Annotated in this window: 15 protein-coding genes and 1 tRNA gene; 8 read left to right on the top strand and 8 right to left on the bottom strand. The window is 33.1% G+C overall.

Translation table 11 applies throughout. From position 1 onward, the window contains the following. Positions 1 to 3 precede the first annotated feature (3 nt). The 6 genes from J0M08_09565 to J0M08_09540 all read right to left on the bottom strand — a co-directional run bounded on the left by J0M08_09565 (position 4) and on the right by J0M08_09540 (position 4760). On the bottom strand, positions 4 to 930 hold the full coding sequence (locus J0M08_09565; GenBank protein MBN8703302.1) for a UDP-3-O-(3-hydroxymyristoyl)glucosamine N-acyltransferase: 927 nt from the start codon (positions 928 to 930) through the stop codon (positions 4 to 6). 19 nt (positions 931 to 949) lie between these two features. Then, positions 950 to 1531 carry an elongation factor P gene (gene efp / locus J0M08_09560; protein MBN8703301.1) on the bottom strand — a complete coding sequence of 194 codons (582 nt, stop codon included), beginning with the start codon at positions 1529 to 1531 and terminating at the stop codon, positions 950 to 952. 66 nt (positions 1532 to 1597) lie between these two features. Further along, positions 1598 to 2017, bottom strand: a complete 420-nt coding sequence (locus J0M08_09555; protein MBN8703300.1) for a hotdog fold thioesterase — start codon at positions 2015 to 2017, stop codon at positions 1598 to 1600. 9 nt (positions 2018 to 2026) lie between these two features. Beyond that, on the bottom strand, positions 2027 to 2443 hold the full coding sequence (locus tag J0M08_09550; protein ID MBN8703299.1) for a methylated-DNA--[protein]-cysteine S-methyltransferase: 417 nt from the start codon (positions 2441 to 2443) through the stop codon (positions 2027 to 2029). Between the two features lie 73 nt (positions 2444 to 2516). Next, a complete protein-coding gene (locus J0M08_09545) occupies positions 2517 to 3674 on the bottom strand; it encodes a 3-hydroxybutyryl-CoA dehydrogenase (protein ID MBN8703298.1) in 1158 nt (385 codons plus the stop codon). Positions 3675 to 3830: 156 nt separating this feature from the next. Next, positions 3831 to 4760 (bottom strand): NAD-dependent epimerase/dehydratase family protein, encoded by a 930-nt coding sequence (locus tag J0M08_09540; protein ID MBN8703297.1) that lies wholly within the window; start codon positions 4758 to 4760, stop codon positions 3831 to 3833. 136 nt (positions 4761 to 4896) lie between these two features. Here J0M08_09540 and J0M08_09535 point away from each other — a divergent pair. From J0M08_09535 to J0M08_09520, 4 genes are all read left to right on the top strand, one after another. Beyond that, positions 4897 to 4976 (top strand) — tRNA-Leu (locus J0M08_09535). A 45-nt stretch (positions 4977 to 5021) separates the two neighbouring features. Further along, complete coding sequence (locus J0M08_09530) at positions 5022 to 5909, top strand: PD40 domain-containing protein (protein ID MBN8703296.1); 888 nt, start codon at positions 5022 to 5024, stop codon at positions 5907 to 5909. Between the two features lie 34 nt (positions 5910 to 5943). Continuing rightward, the gene (locus J0M08_09525) at positions 5944 to 7641 is read left to right on the top strand and encodes a M3 family oligoendopeptidase (GenBank protein MBN8703295.1); all 1698 of its coding nucleotides are present in this window, start codon (positions 5944 to 5946) and stop codon (positions 7639 to 7641) included. Between the two features lie 11 nt (positions 7642 to 7652). Beyond that, positions 7653 to 8294, top strand: a complete 642-nt coding sequence (locus J0M08_09520; GenBank protein ID MBN8703294.1) for an O-methyltransferase — start codon at positions 7653 to 7655, stop codon at positions 8292 to 8294. A gap of 10 nt (positions 8295 to 8304) precedes the next feature. On the opposite strand, the gene J0M08_09515 is transcribed toward J0M08_09520, so the two are convergent. Beyond that, positions 8305 to 9015, bottom strand: coding sequence for a hypothetical protein (locus J0M08_09515; GenBank protein MBN8703293.1), 711 nt, complete (start codon positions 9013 to 9015; stop codon positions 8305 to 8307). Continuing rightward, on the bottom strand, positions 9016 to 10602 hold the full coding sequence (locus J0M08_09510) for a S8 family serine peptidase (GenBank protein MBN8703292.1): 1587 nt from the start codon (positions 10600 to 10602) through the stop codon (positions 9016 to 9018). It abuts the gene before it with no gap. Between the two features lie 84 nt (positions 10603 to 10686). On the opposite strand from J0M08_09510, the gene J0M08_09505 reads away from it, so the two are divergent. From J0M08_09505 to J0M08_09490, 4 genes are all read left to right on the top strand, one after another. Then, positions 10687 to 13665: a histidine kinase gene (locus J0M08_09505; GenBank protein ID MBN8703291.1), complete on the top strand. Its 2979-nt coding sequence runs from the start codon at positions 10687 to 10689 to the stop codon at positions 13663 to 13665. 43 nt (positions 13666 to 13708) lie between these two features. After that, positions 13709 to 13963 (top strand): hypothetical protein, encoded by a 255-nt coding sequence (locus J0M08_09500; protein ID MBN8703290.1) that lies wholly within the window; start codon positions 13709 to 13711, stop codon positions 13961 to 13963. Between the two features lie 79 nt (positions 13964 to 14042). After that, a complete protein-coding gene (locus tag J0M08_09495) occupies positions 14043 to 14570 on the top strand; it encodes a YfiR family protein (GenBank protein ID MBN8703289.1) in 528 nt (175 codons plus the stop codon). A 2-nt stretch (positions 14571 to 14572) separates the two neighbouring features. After that, positions 14573 to 15460 carry a tetratricopeptide repeat protein gene (locus tag J0M08_09490; protein ID MBN8703288.1) on the top strand — a complete coding sequence of 296 codons (888 nt, stop codon included), beginning with the start codon at positions 14573 to 14575 and terminating at the stop codon, positions 15458 to 15460. Positions 15461 to 15462 lie beyond the last annotated feature (2 nt).

The raw sequence follows: 15462 nt of genomic DNA, 5'->3' as shown, positions 1-15462 counted from the left end.
GTACTATTTTTTTTCGAACAAAGATGGAATTTGCTTAATCATAGCCATTTCCTTCATTTTTTCTCGAGCCTCGCCTGCAGGGCTGCCAAAATAGGTTTTATCGCCTTTTAATGTTTTTCCTACACCGGATTGTGCATATACCACAGCTCCCGCACCAATGGTTATTCCACTTGCTATTCCAACTTGCCCCCAAAGTGTAACCTTGTCTTCAATAACACAAGCCCCGGCTATGCCAACCTGAGCGGCAAATAAACACATTTTTCCAACAGTGGTGTCGTGTCCAATATGCACGTGATTATCAATTTTTGTTCCTTCTCCAATACGAGTATCTCCTGTAACTCCTGCATCAATAGTACAAGATGCTCCAATTTCTACATCGTTTTCAATAATTACCTTGCCGCAGGTTTGTAGTTTTTCAAAATGAGAAGCTCGTTTTTTGTAGTAAAATGCATGGCTTCCCAATACTGTATTACCGTGAATAATAACGTTGTCGCCAATTTCAACATTGTTGTAAATAGAAACGTTGGGATAGATTACCGTGTTTTTGCCAATTTTCACATTTTCACCAATATAAGCTCCCGGCATAACGGTTGCACTTACATCAACTATCGAATTTTTCCCCACCTGCAACGTAGAGTAGGAGCGAGGCGAAAAATGAGTAATTAGTTTATTTATATCTCTAAACGGATCATCAGAAATAATAAGCGCTTTGCCTTCTGGACATTCAACCTCTTTATTAATTAATATTGTTGTTGCTTTAGAGTTTAAGGCTTTTTCATAGTATTTAGGATGATCTACAAATGCAATATCGCCAGCTTCCACCACATGTATTTCATTTATTCCCGAAATTAAAAAATCCGGATTGCCAACAAACTTAGCTCCAATAATGGACGCAATTTTTTGTAGTGTTTGTGGTGGGTTTAGTTTCATTTAATATAAAAAAATGGATTTAATATCCTCCTTTATGACTTTCTTTAACTCGCTCTACGTAGGATCTTGTACGTGTATCAATCTTTAAATTATCGCCTTCATTTACAAATAAAGGAACATTAATTATTGCTCCGGTTTCAAGTGTAGCGGGTTTCATCGCATTGGTAGCCGTATCTCCTTTTACACCCGGTTCGGTATAGGTAACAACAAGCTCAACAAAGGTGGGTCCTTCTGCCAAAATAGCTTCGTCATTTTCGAATGCAATCTTAACTTCCATTCCTTCTTTTAAGAACTCAATTCCAGTCCCAAGCATATTTTTTTGTAAATATACTTGCTCAAATGTAGTACTGTCCATACACACAATAAAATCATTTTCAGGGTACAAATACTGCATCATTTTGTATTCTACACGTGCAATATCAACAGATTCGCCTGATCTAAATCTATACTCAGCAGATTTGCCGGTTTTAAGATTTTTCATTTTTGCTTGGTAAAAAGCACGCAAATTGCCCGGTGTACGGTGTATGTATTCAGTAATTTGACATAATTCTCCATTAAATCGAATTACGGTACCAACGTTGATGTCTCCTGTATCTGCCATAGTGAAATTAGTTTGTTATTATTTTAGGGCAAAAGTAAAGTATTTACTTTAAAGGACAAAACAGGTTTATTCTACTTGCCAGTCCTTATGAGTACGATAAACTGTTCCTTTAAAAAGTGCAACTACATCGTTTTGCTCGTTGGTAATATCAATTTGATAGATAGCAATTTTATCTGTTTTACTTAATTCTTTTGCCGTTGCGGTAATTGTTTCGCCCTCTTTTACTTGTTTAGTATGCGATATAGATGTTTCTATTGAAACACTCATTCTGCCGTAAGAATTAGAGGCAAATGCCAATGCGCTATCAGCAATGGAGTAGGTTATTCCTCCATGCGCAATTGCAAATCCGTTCAACATTTCTTTGCGTACCTTTAATTGCAACTTTGATTTTCCTTCAGATGCTTCTAAAACCTCTATTCCTAGCCATTGACTAAACCAGTCGGCCGACATCATTTTTTCTACTACTTTTTTTGCTAACGTATTCATGTATTCTATTTAAAAAAGTTTAGGAAATCGAATACTACTTTCAAAATCTAACAACCATTTTTTGCGATCAAGTCCCATGCTGTATCCTGTTAAATCTCCATTCTCACCAATTACTCGATGACATGGAATAATAATTGGAATTGGATTTTTGCCATTGGCATTCCCAACGGCCCGAGTAAGGTTTGAATCGCCTAATTTTTGAGCTAATTTGAGATAAGAGTATGTATAACCAAAAGGAATATCTAACAAAGCCTTCCAAACTTTTTTTTGAAAATCTGTACCGTATGGATTAATAGGAAGGGTAAAGGAGTTTCTTTTTTTTGTAAAATATTCTTCTAACTGAAGTATTGCCATTTCTCCAATCTCAGTTACTTGTGCCGGATTTTCATGCACATGATGGGTAAAGTAAAGCTTTGTTAAAGCCATGTCATCGTTTTCTACACAAATAGTTCCTAGTGGTGAATTGTAGAATGATTTATATGTAAGCAAAGGTTCCAGTTTAGTAGAATGTTTTGTTTTCTGATACCATTCGTTTTAGTAACACACAAGGTCGGTATCTATCTTCTTGGTATTCGTTATATAATCCGGTAAGTGTATTCAAAATCTTGGGCAATCCAATTTCATCAGCCCATTTCAACAATCCCTTTGGATAGTTTACTCCTTTAGTCATGGCGGTATCTATATCTTCTTTGGAAGCTAAGCCTAGATAAAATGAGTCAATAGCCTCGTTTATAAGCATGCAAATAACTCTTTCAAAAATAAAGTTTCCTAACTTTTCATCCATATTAGGAATTGGTAAAGTTGAATTTGCACTATAATCATAATAACCTTTGCCGGACTTGCGTCCAAATAATTTAGCTTCAAAAAGTCTTTTTTGGGTTAGGGAGGGTTTAAATCGAGGTTCGAAGAAAAATTGCTCCCAAACAGATTCAGTTACTTTATAATTAATATCATTTCCAATAAAATCCATTAACTCAAATGGTCCCATTTTAAATCCACCAAATTGTTTTAATGCCCAATCTATAGTTGCAAAATCAGCAAAACCTTCTTCGTACAAACGAATACTTTCTCCATAAAATGAACGGGCAACACGATTAACAATAAAACCAGGTGTGTCCTTAGCCAAAACAGTTTGTTTTCCCCAACTATCAATGAGTTGTTTTGCAGTTTTTGTGGTAGCTGCGTTAGTAGTAATGGCAGGGATAATTTCTACCAACGGCATAATAGGAGCAGGGTTGAAGAAATGTATTCCAATTACTCTGTTGTTTAGTTTGCAACTGGATGCAATTGACGCAATTGATAAAGAAGATGTATTGCTGGCTAATATACAATCATTGCTTACAATGCTTTCTAATTCAGTAAATAAATTTTGTTTTACCTCCAGGATTTCAACAATGGCTTCTATGATAAGACCACAATTTTTGAAATCTTGTAAGGACGAAACAAACTGTAAGTTCGACTGAATGGAGGATGCCTTTTCTGTTGTTATTCTTTGTTTTTCAACCAGCTTTTGTAGTGACAAATAAATTGCATCCTTGCTTTTTTGAAGAGCAGCAGTATTTGTATCAAAAATAAAAGTCTTGTGTCCTGCGGTTGCTGCTACTTGTGCTATTCCGCTGCCCATAGCGCCAGAACCGATTATACCAATTGAAATCATATTGCTATTATTTGTTTAAAAGTAAGCATTATGTAGTTATTTTGGTAGTGTTTCTGTTGGCAGTTAATTGATATTTTAAGGGAAAGGCTTATTGTCAAAAAAAACAGGCTACCTCAAAGAGGTAGCCTGTTTTTTTTCAAATTCAAATTCTTATTTCTATTTATGATTATAATCGTCCATTATCAGTCTTAATCCATCTTCCAGATTCGTATTAGGCTTAAATCCTGTATGTTTAAATAATTTTTCAGAGCTTCCAAATCTTCTTTCTACTTCGTAATCATACCTTTTTGTAGGAGCTTGTATATAATTTATTTGAGATTTTGAACCGGTTACTTTAACAATTGTATCAGCTAATTGCTTAATCGTAATTTCGTCTTCATTTGCAATATTGAATATTTCGCTAGCTCCTGCTTTCTCTGTTAATTGAAGACATGCTTCAATTGTGTCATCAATATAGGTAAAGTCGCGTGTTTGGTTTCCGTTCCCATAAACTGTAATAGGTTCTCCTGCAAATGCTTGCTCTAAGAAACGAGGAACAACCATTCTGTTGTCTTGTCTTTTTCCATACACATTAAAAAAACGTAAAGAAACAGAATCTAATCCTTTTTCTTCGTTTAATGCTTTTAAATAAATTTCGTTATAGCGTTTAGCTATTGCGTAACTAGTTCTTGGGTCTATTTGAATCGTTTCAGTTACAGATTTTTCAATAGCCGAATGTCCGTAAACGCCACTAGTAGAAGCATAAATTATTTTTTCTGTTTTATACAACATGGCGGCATCAACAATATTTTTCATGCCAATAATTTCGGTTTCCATTGTTTCTACCGGATTATCCGCAACCACATCAACACCTAAAACTGCAGCAAAATGATATATTAATTCACATCCTTTTGCATGTTTTAACACCAATTCTTTATCTCTTACATCTCCAGCAATAAAATTAATTGATGTAAGGATATTTTTTTCAAGTTTATTACCTCTTAAAAGAGAATCCAGAACAGTTACTTCATTCCCATCTTCCACTAATCGTTTCACTAAATGACTTCCAATAAAACCGGCACCACCTGTAACAAGTATTTTTTTCATTACTTAAACCTTTAAATTAAATTAATTATGAGTGTAAATATAAATTATTAAACTAAATCTAATACACTTGTTCAATAATTTGTTTCATCATTCGCAACTAGGTAATCTTTCAATAATATTTTATATTTGTTTCATTGCCCAGGTGGCGAAATTGGCAGACGCACCATCTTGAGGGGGTGGCGGGTAACCGTACGAGTTCGAATCTCGTTCTGGGCACAACTAGTTAGACAAAAGGAAAAATATATTTTAAAGCAACATTTGGTGAAAATTCAACTCTATTTTTCTTTTTTTTGTATTACTCTATCTTCATTTGCGCAAAAGGCTGTTGATACAGATGTTTGGGTTGGAAGAATAACAATATTAGATGCCATTAATCCGGTGTTTTCTACGCCCGTTAATCTTACTAATCGCAAAGGATATGACAACCAACCTTTTTTTGCTGCTGATAATCAGCGACTGTTTTATTCCACAACCATTAATAATCAAAATGATATTTGGGTTTATGATTTTACAGAGAATGTAAATATGCATGCAACCAAAACCAAGGAAAGCGAATTTTCTCCCAAAGAAACTCCAGACAAGCGCTACATTTCAACAGTTCGTATTGATTTAGATTCGGTACAACGTTTATGGAAATACGACCAAACTGATTTGACTAGAAAGTTTGAGGTGGATAAATCCATCGACTCGATTGGTTATTATACTTGGATTGCTCATAAATCATTAGCGTGGTTTAAAATTACGGAACCACCAAGTCTTTGGTTGCAAGATTTAGATAGCAAAAAGAGTATGTTAATTGCTAATAATTGCGGTAGAACATTTTTAGGATATGGTAACGATTCTTTAATTACTACTTTAATTATAGACGGGAAGAGAGTTTTTGCGATAGTACCATTAAAGAACACGAATAAAATTGAGTATTTGATAGATAGCCCGGATATGAATTCGCAAGACTTTGTTGTAATTGCTATAAACGGAAAAAAATATATTTGGACAAGTTTTGGTAAAAAGCTAGTCTCTTACGAGATTGGTTCTCCGGAAAGAAAGTGGAACACAATTGCCGATTTTACCAAATATGAAATAAAAACAATTAATAGGCTTGCAATTAGCAAAGATTTAAAAAGATATGCATTTTCGAGTGAAGAATAACTTAGACTTAAAAACAACTTTTATTTAATTGAGTATGAATTTTAAAGAATTTAATTACTATCGTCCAGATTTAGCTTCTATATCTAAAAATATTGACTCATTGTTAGTGGAATTTGAAAAAGCCGGAAACGCAAAAAGTCAAATGGAAATTATTGATAAAGTAAATGAAATAAGAAACGATTTTAATACACAACGTTCCATTGCAGGTGTAAAATATACGCAAGACACCACCAATGCCGATTATCAAGCAGAGCAAGATTTTTTTGATGAATTATCCCCTGCCTTTTTAGGTTTGGAGGTTAAGTTTTATGAGACAATTAGTAGGTCGAAATTTAAACAAGATTTGATTCTGAAATATGGCAATCAACTTTTTTCTGTTGCGCAAATGACTGTAGATACCTTTTCTGATTCTATTGTAGAGGAACTACAAAAAGAGAATCAATTAGGAAGCGAATACACTAAACTTTTAGGCTCGGCAAAAATAAAATTTGATAACAAAGAGCTTAACCTATCTGAGCTAGGCTCTTATTTAAATTCAAAAGATAGAACGATTAGAAAGGCTGCTAACGAAGCAAAATATAATTTTTTCAGTTCAAATAAGATTGAGTTAGATAGATTGTTTGATGACCTTGTAAAGGTAAGAGCATCTATTGCTAAAAAATTGGGATTCAATAATTTTGTTGAATTAGGCTATAAACGAATGTTAAGAGGCGATTACAACGCCCAGATGGTTTCTGATTATAGAGATCAAGTAAAAAAATATATTGTACCGCTTACAGAAAAATTGGCAGAAAAGCAGGCGAAACGAATTGGGTTAGATAAATTATATTATTATGACGAGGCACTTTCTTTTAAAAGTGGAAACGCTGTGCCTAAAGGTAGTCCGGATTGGATTGTTGACAATGCTAAAAAAATGTATAGTGAGCTTAGCCCCGAAACAGGAGAATTTTTTCAGTTTATGACCCAAAATGAACTACTGGATTTAGAATCTCGTTCGGGTAAGGCTGTTGGAGGGTATTGTACTTATTTTAGCAATTACAAAAGTCCGTTTATATTCTCAAATTTTAATGGAACTGCTCACGATATAATTGTACTTACGCATGAAGCAGGGCATGCATTTCAGGGTTTCTGCAGCAGAAAATTCGATGTTCCGGAATATAATTTTCCAACTTACGAAGCGTGCGAAATACACTCTATGAGTATGGAATTTCTTACTTGGCCTTGGATGGATTTGTTTTTTAAAGAAGATACAGACAAGTTTAAATATTCGCATGTTGCAAAATCTTTAATTTTTCTTCCTTATGGCGTTGCTGTTGATGAATTTCAACATTGGATATACGAGAATCCAAATGTTACTTCAACAGAAAGAAATGCGCAGTGGCGAAAGATAGAGCAAAAATATATTCCATACAGAAATTACGATGACAATAAATACTTGGAAGATGGTGGATATTGGCAGCAACAACGCCATATATACGAAAGTCCATTTTATTATATCGATTATACGCTTGCTCAAATTTGCGCATTTCAATTTTGGAAAAAATTTAATCAGAATAAGAAAGAAGCAATGTCAGATTATTTAGAACTCTGTAAAGCGGGTGGAAGTAAATCATTTTTAGAATTAGTAGAGATTGCAAACATAGATTCTCCGTTTAAAGAAGGTTGTTTGGAGAGTGTTGCTACAGAGGTTAATAATTGGCTTTTACAAGTTGATGATTCACGATTAAATTAAGATAAATTACATTGAATTTTTTACCACCTGAAATAGAGGAGTATGTAGAAAAACATACTAAAGAAGAATCGGATTTACTTAAAACTATTTCCAGAGAAACTTATGCAAAAGTATTGATGCCACGAATGCTTTCGGGGCATTTGCAAGGAAGAGTGCTAAGCATGTTTAGCAAAATGATTCGCCCACAAAATATTTTAGAAATAGGAACCTACACCGGTTATTCTGCTATTTGTTTTGCCGAAGGGTTACAAGAAAACGGAAAACTAATTACAATAGATATTAACGAAGAGCTTGAAACAACTGTAAGAGCGCATTTTAATAATTCGAAGTATGCTGAAAAAATTGAGTATCGCATTGGCAATGCATTAACAATTATTCCGGAACTAACTCAGAAATTTGATTTGGTATTTATTGATGCCGACAAAATAAACTATTCTACTTATTTCGATTTAGTATTTGATAAACTTAATGCTGGCGGTTTTATTCTTGCAGATAACGTGCTATGGAGCGGAAAAATATTGATGGATGCTGCAAAGATGGATGAGGATACAAAAGCGATAAACGATTTTAATAAAAAGATAACGGCTGATAGTAGAGTAGAAAATGTTTTATTGCCTATCAGGGATGGTATAATGGCAATTCGTAAAAAATAATTGTCAATTTCTATTTGTGTAACCCAATTTGAATACCAACGTTTATTCTTGGCAATTCAGGGTAAATAAATTGTTTCTTAAAAACATCTGTGAGCCTATAAGAACAATAAATAAGATATTTATTAAATCCTAGTCTAAAATTTAACCCGTAAATAAAATCGTTTGTGTAAACCAAGTTATTATTTATTGATTTTGTCTTTCCTGCCCCGGATTGATTGGCTGTTTCAAATTTGTTTATCATAACGTATTTTGCATTATACACCCATTGGGCATATCCTCCAATATCAATAAATGTTCCTACATGATTTCCTCTTTTCTTATTTAGGTTAAAACGATTATATATCTCACCCTGTATCGCAGGGAGGGTAAGCCAAGCTTTGTTGTTGATACTTTTGTAAGGAAATATGGTAAGTGAATCTTGTTGAATGTTAAATCTATTCATTAAAAAAGAAACATCAAATCCTGCTGCATAAAAACTAGCTATTCTTCTTTTATATCTAAAGCCATACATCAGTTGCAAGCCACTTTTAACCTCTAATTCAGGCTTATCTGTTTTCCCAACTAAAACTCCAGCCCCTAAATACATGTGGTAATAGTTTTTCTTATTGGGACCATACAGTGTAGGTTTCTCATCCTCAAGTACATTTTGCTCAAGCAATATTTCTTGCGAAAATGAAAGAACAGAGATTAAAAAAAAAGATATAACTAATAGATTCTTCATTTACTTAATGGTATATGTTATTGTATGTTTCTGGTAATGGAAGCGAAGTGTAGTACCAACTTCAAAGTCTGATATAACAAGCCGCACAGGTTGTTTGGAGCTAACTTTAATTAGATAATATTTGCTAAGATATCCGGCTTTGTTTTCAATATGATAGAATAAATGGTTTTGATAACTATTTTCTTTTCTACTCTCGTTGGTAGTATTTACATAACTATCATTCACTGTTACTTCTAAAACTCCATTATTTTCAATTAATTCAAAGGATTCAGTAGGGAGGGGCGTGTTACTTTTTTGCATAAATTTTTCTGCTTGAGGCACACCATACCCATGAGCATAATCGAAATAAGGATATAAATCGCCCGATTTTTGAACAGTATCAAATAATTGCATTGCGGTAAAATTTTTATTCATACTTAGTACACATGCCGCAAATCCTGCAATTAAAGGACTTGCAAAAGATGTACCCTGCGTAACCTCTAATCCTTTTTTGCCCGCTGCAATTACTTTCCCTAAAGCACAAACATTGGGTTTAATTTTTTTTTCACTATTCGGACCAAAAGAGCTAAACGAAATACGATAGTCTGTGTCGGGATCTATTCCGCCAACCGCTAAAACACTGTCTGCATCTGAGGGGGTTATAATGGTCTTCCAATTATCGCTACCCTCATTTCCAACTGCATTTACAACTAATATACCTTTCTTAACAGCTAAATTAGCAGCTTTGGAAACTAAGCTAGTGTGCCCATCCATCTCTGTTGTAAAATATCTTTTATTTGTATAACCAAGTGAACTGTTAATGATGTCAGCCCCATTTTTGTCAGCCCATTCAACAGCTGCTAGCCAATTTTCCTCTTCAGAGAATGGTTCTCGGTGGCCATATTCAGTTCGTGCCAATAAAAATTCTGCTTCTGTTGCAAGTCCAATATATTTTGTGTTCGACTTTCCTGCAATACATGATAAAACCATTGTTCCATGCTGATTGTAGGAGTAAACAAAATCTCTGTTTTTTACAAAATCGTATGTTTTTATAAATCCACCTCGTTTTCTTATATGCTCAAAACAAGGATTTGTATCTACCGTTGGAAAGCCGGCATCAAACACCGCTATTCGTATTCCTTTGCCGGTATTATTCGAGTTTATAAATAAATCTCCTTGCATTCTATTTAGTTGCCGTTGCAAAATTTTTTCGTGTTCTACTTTAAGCACTGTATTGTAGCTCTCTTCAACAGTTGATAATTGAGCTTGTGTATGTATAGAAACTACTTCTCTTACAAATGAAAATTTCTTCACCTCATCTATTTGATTCGTATTGGCAAATACAGTTACCGCATTAAACCATCTCAGTTGTTTTCCAATAGAATCAACACTGTTTTGGGTTTTAGCAACGTAATTTTGGTTAATAGGGAAATCGGTACTATCGTATAAATTTATACCGTGCTTAATTCTTCTTTCTATGGCTTTTGAATCAAAATAAGTATATGGATTAAAAGTGCTGCCATTCTTGTCAGAAAAAAAAACCAAGTACTTTTCTTGACATTGAACAGGTAAATACAAAATAGCAAATACAAAAAGCAACCTTTTCATTGATACTTGAAAGTACAATTTTAAAATCAATTTTGTTTAAGAATCTAGCCAATAGCTATTATTTTCTGTACATTTAATGTAGTTATGATTATAAAAAAGCACGTTTTATTTTTTCTCCTATTTATTCCTGTTGCTTTTTTTTCTCAACAATACAGCTTTGTCAATTACTCTATTAATCAAGGATTAGCTCAATCTCAGGTACAAGCAATATGTCAAGATAAAAAGGGCTATTTGTGGATAGCCACATTTGGTGGGTTGAGTAGGTTTGACGGTAGAAACTTTAAAAATTTTTTTAAGACTGAAGGCTTACCTGATAATGAGATAACAGCTTTATTATGTGATAGCGCTAATCAGCTTTGGATTGGGACAACTTCCGGTTTAGCAACGTACAATAATGAAAAAATATTTACTCCAAAGATTTTAGAAAATACGTTTGATAAAACGATAATAAAGTCAATAGCTCAAGGTAGTTCCAATACTATTTATATTGCAACCAAAGAAGAAATTTTTTCTTATTACCCTTTAAAAAATCAACTTAACTCAATTTGCAAAATTAACTCAGCAAATAATTTATTTGAAAAAATATTTATTGATAGAAATCAAAATATTTGGGTCGCAACGAAAAATGGATTGCTAAAAAAAGATGCTAATAGCAACTCTTTTGAACAAGTAAAAACAATCGATTCAACTATTCATGTTTTATCTATTTCCGAAAAGGATGGGCTTCTTTGTTTGTCTACAAAGACAGATGGAGTAATTTATATTAGTAGTACAACAGGAATAATTTCCAACAAACAATCTTTCCCGGAATATTTGCCAAACATATATACTGATTCGGAAAAAAACAGTTGGTTGTCATCTCAAGAAAAATTATTTAAAATTCAAAATGATTATTCTATAAAGGAGTACTCAACCCAAAACGGATTACCAACTAATCTTATTAATTGTGTTTTTGAGGATAAAGAGCATAATATATGGATAGGAACAGATGGCAGCGGATTAGTAAAGTTTTTAGGCGAAAAATTTATATCCTATAAAAAGCAGGATGGTTTATCAAACAATGCCGTAATGTCTATAGCACAAGACAAGCTGAATAACTTATGGATAGGAACTTACGGTGGTGGGATAAATAAACTTGAAAATGGTCAATTTAAAAAAGCGATAAACAATAGCGCAATTGCAAATGAGATTATTTATAAATGCTTTATTGATAACGCAGGGAAACTTTGGTTTAACACTGCTGATAAATTTTATTCCTACAACCCAACCTCAAATAAATTGACAGAAGAGATTATTGGAGTTAAGGAATTCGTTTTGTCCATGTATCAGTCAAAAAACAATACGTATTATTTAGGTACATGGTTGGGTTTGTATGAATATAAAGGAACCGGAAACGCCAACCTTATAAATAGTTGCAATTTCGATTCGGAACACATAAACGATATTTTTATTGATAACAAGAATCAACTATCTATTGCTTCTAGCGGTGGAGTGTGTTTCCTTAATGGGAATAATAGTAAAAGCTATACAGTAAAAGATGGATTGTGCGATAATTTGGTGTATAACATCAAGCAAGATTTTAAAGGCAATTATTGGATTGGAACAAATGCAGGCTTAAATATTTTAAAGAATGATAAAATTGATACTCTTGTTTTTTCTGACAATCCTGCTGCCAATCGAATTGTAAGTACTTATATTGATAAGAAAAATAATTTTTGGATTGGTACTTATTTTGGACTTTATAGATTTGATTTGAATGAGTACTATTCAGAAAACAAACCGTATAAAATTCAAAACTATTCTATTTCTGATGGTGTATCATCGCTAGAGTTTAATCAAAATGCAATTTGGGGCGATTCTTCCGGGGATATTTATTTTGGAACAGTAGATGGTTTATTAAAATATCAACATGAAAAAGACAAAAAAACAAACGTTTTACCCGAAGTTATCATTTCAGGTATAAGATTATTTTTACAGAAAAAGGATTTAACCGATTTTTCAAGTGGAATAGATTCAAAAACCGGATTACCATTAGATTTAAAATTAAATTTTAAAAACAACTACGTAACCATTGATTTTAATGCAATCTATTTTACTCACCCCGAAAAAATTCGATATAAATTTAAATTAGATGGATTCGACTCCGATTGGCTTCCCGCAACAGAAGCTAATTTTGCCACCTATTCAAATCTTTCGGAAGGAGAGTATGTATTTTATGTTACTACATCCATTGATGGCTATAACTGGTTAGAACCTGTTACTTTTAAATTTACAATTACACCTCCTTTTTTTCGAACATGGTGGTTTATCTTGTCGTGTTTTATAGCCTTGGTTATTGCAACATGGTTGATTTACAATTGGCGTCTAACTGTGGCAAAAAGAAAACGATTAACTCAACAATTGTTGTATAGATCTAAATTACTTGCACTAGAACAGCAAACATTAAATGCAAGTATGAACAGGCATTTTATTTTTAATTCATTAAACTCTATTCAGTACTATATAAATAGACAAGATAAGCTTGCTGCAAATAAGTATTTAACCAGTTTTGCCAAATTGATAAGAAAAAATTTAGACAGTTCTCAAAATAATTTTGTGCTTTTGAAGGAGGAGTTGGAGCGGTTGCAGCTTTATATTTCTCTCGAACAGATGCGTTTTACTCGTTTCGAGTATGAAATAGTTGTTTCTCCGGAGGTAAATACCGAAGAAGTGCAAATACCACCCATGATTATTCAGCCATTTGTTGAAAATAGTATTTGGCACGGTTTATTGCCTTTAGAAGAAGTGGGAAAACTAAGTATTTTTGTTAATATGCTAACCAGTAGCGAGTTATGCTTTGTTATTGAGGATAATGGAGTAGGTATTGATGCCAGTTATGAGAAAAAAACATTATTCCCAACCGAGCACGATTCAAAAGGAACAGAAATAACTGTAACCCGAATCAATTTATTACGTAAAATGACAGGAATGAAGATTGAAATTAAAGGACCATACGATTTAAAAAATGAGGGGAAAAGAGGCACGAGGGTTGAAATTGTGATTGAATTAAAAAAAAATGTATAAACTATTGACTAATATGAAAAAATGTTATATATTTGATATAAGAATGAAAAAGTATTTATACATATCATTAGTTGTTTTCTTAGCATTCCAGTCATGCAAGAAGGAAGAATCAATAAAACCGTCTTGCGATAATAAGACTTCTAAACCAATGGAAGGCGCTAGAATATCCGGAGATGTTTCTTCTACAACAGTTTCTACAAATGAAACTGAAACAGGTGGCGATATTACCGTGTCTAAAGACAAAGACAAAGGTAATGGTGGGGGTACTTCCTCAACTAAGCCTACCGTTAAGAAGTAATTTTCATTTTATTCCCATTATTTTCTAAAATCAGTATTTCATTTACAAATTGGTACTATATTTGATTACTATTTTGTAGATGCGAAATCTTCTTTACATAATCCTATTTATTTTTCTATTATCCGCCACTACGGATAATACGACCTCCCCCGAAGCTGTAAATGCAAAAGTAAAGACTGTTTACATCTATAACTTTACAAAATACATCGATTGGCCTCAAGAATATAAATCAGGAAACTTTACGATAGCAATTGTTGGCTCTAATCCATCTTTAATTGCGGAACTTACTAAAATGGCTTCTACCAAAAAAGCCGGATTCCAAGATTTTGAAGTTAAACAGTTAACTAGCATATCTTCAAAAGATAAATACCACATCTTATTTATTAGTCCCGATACAGAAATATCTGTAAGTGATATAAGCTCTAAACTAAAGGGAAAGAGTACTCTTTTAGTTACTGAAAAAACCGGATTAGCCAAACAATGGTCGGCAATAAACTTTGTGGTAAAAGATAATAAGCAAAAGTTTGAGCTTAATTCGGCAAACGCAGAGAAATACAAATTGAAAATTAGTTCGAATTTAAAATCATTGGCATTGCCTGCTGAATAGATATGAATTTTTACAATAAAAATATCATTTTGTTTGCGTTGCTTTTAAAGGCAGGTATGGGCTTTGCTCAATATGATTTGGTGGATAAAGCGCAAAAAGCTGTTCAGGCAGGAAAAATAGATAGTGCTTATATTTACATATCCAAAACGGTAGATCATCCTGAAACAAGCAAGGATGCATTTGTTTGGTATGTAAAAGGATTTATATTGAAAGAAATATCAAAACAAAACGATGCCGGCACTGGAATGGGGCAATATCGAACAGATGCCATTAAATGTTTAACAAAAGCGCTGGAGTTAGATGTAACTCAAGAACACACCATCAACATAAAGAAGGTAATAGCAGCATTGGCATCTTCGTTTCAAAAGGAATCCGTAAGGTTGATGGATACAAGTAATTTTATGCTTGCTATAAAAAATTACGATCAATTTAAAAGCGCAAAAAAAATAGCAGATCCAAATTTTAATTTCAAAGAATTTGATCTTCAATTTTATAATGGGCTAGCTAGTGTGTATAGAGACATTTTTGAGGCCAATCAAATAGTAAATAGTAAGTGTTTTGATTTGGCAATAGAAAATTATGGCAAAGCAATTGAGTTGGATGCAAATGATTACAGTCCTTATTACAATATTGGTAGTTTGTATTATAACAAAGGCGTTACGGTTATAAATCAAACAGATTATTCAACAGATCTTGCTGAAATAGAAAAAGTACAAGATATAGCTGCTAATTATTTTAAGAAAGGATTACCATATTTTGAAAAGGCGTATATGTTAAATTCGAAAAAAATAAAGGTAATTGAAGCGTTAGAAGGAATTTACTACACACTAAACGATCAGGAAAAATCTGAAAAGTTTAAAGCGGAAAAGAAGAAAATAGAGGGAAATTAGTA

The organism is Bacteroidota bacterium (assembly GCA_017303975.1).
In the GTDB taxonomy this organism is placed as follows: Bacteria; Bacteroidota; Bacteroidia; order JAFLBG01; family JAFLBG01; genus JAFLBG01.
This window is presented reverse-complemented; position numbering and strand designations above follow the sequence as displayed.

Excerpts from the sequence above, each read along its gene's own strand:
- J0M08_09565 (MBN8703302.1), bottom strand. The coding sequence starts at position 930 with ATGAAACTAAACCCACCACAAACACTACAAAAAATTGCGTCCATTATT.
- efp (MBN8703301.1), bottom strand. The coding sequence starts at position 1,531 with ATGGCAGATACAGGAGACATCAACGTTGGTACCGTAATTCGATTTAAT.
- J0M08_09555 (MBN8703300.1), bottom strand. The coding sequence starts at position 2,017 with ATGAATACGTTAGCAAAAAAAGTAGTAGAAAAAATGATGTCGGCCGAC.
- J0M08_09550 (MBN8703299.1), bottom strand. The coding sequence starts at position 2,443 with ATGGCTTTAACAAAGCTTTACTTTACCCATCATGTGCATGAAAATCCG.
- J0M08_09545 (MBN8703298.1), bottom strand. The coding sequence starts at position 3,674 with ATGATTTCAATTGGTATAATCGGTTCTGGCGCTATGGGCAGCGGAATA.
- J0M08_09540 (MBN8703297.1), bottom strand. The coding sequence starts at position 4,760 with ATGAAAAAAATACTTGTTACAGGTGGTGCCGGTTTTATTGGAAGTCAT.
- J0M08_09525 (MBN8703295.1), top strand. The coding sequence starts at position 5,944 with ATGAATTTTAAAGAATTTAATTACTATCGTCCAGATTTAGCTTCTATA.
- J0M08_09515 (MBN8703293.1), bottom strand. The coding sequence starts at position 9,015 with ATGAAGAATCTATTAGTTATATCTTTTTTTTTAATCTCTGTTCTTTCA.
- J0M08_09510 (MBN8703292.1), bottom strand. The coding sequence starts at position 10,602 with ATGAAAAGGTTGCTTTTTGTATTTGCTATTTTGTATTTACCTGTTCAA.
- J0M08_09505 (MBN8703291.1), top strand. The coding sequence starts at position 10,687 with ATGATTATAAAAAAGCACGTTTTATTTTTTCTCCTATTTATTCCTGTT.
- J0M08_09500 (MBN8703290.1), top strand. The coding sequence starts at position 13,709 with ATGAAAAAGTATTTATACATATCATTAGTTGTTTTCTTAGCATTCCAG.
- J0M08_09495 (MBN8703289.1), top strand. The coding sequence starts at position 14,043 with ATGCGAAATCTTCTTTACATAATCCTATTTATTTTTCTATTATCCGCC.
- J0M08_09490 (MBN8703288.1), top strand. The coding sequence starts at position 14,573 with ATGAATTTTTACAATAAAAATATCATTTTGTTTGCGTTGCTTTTAAAG.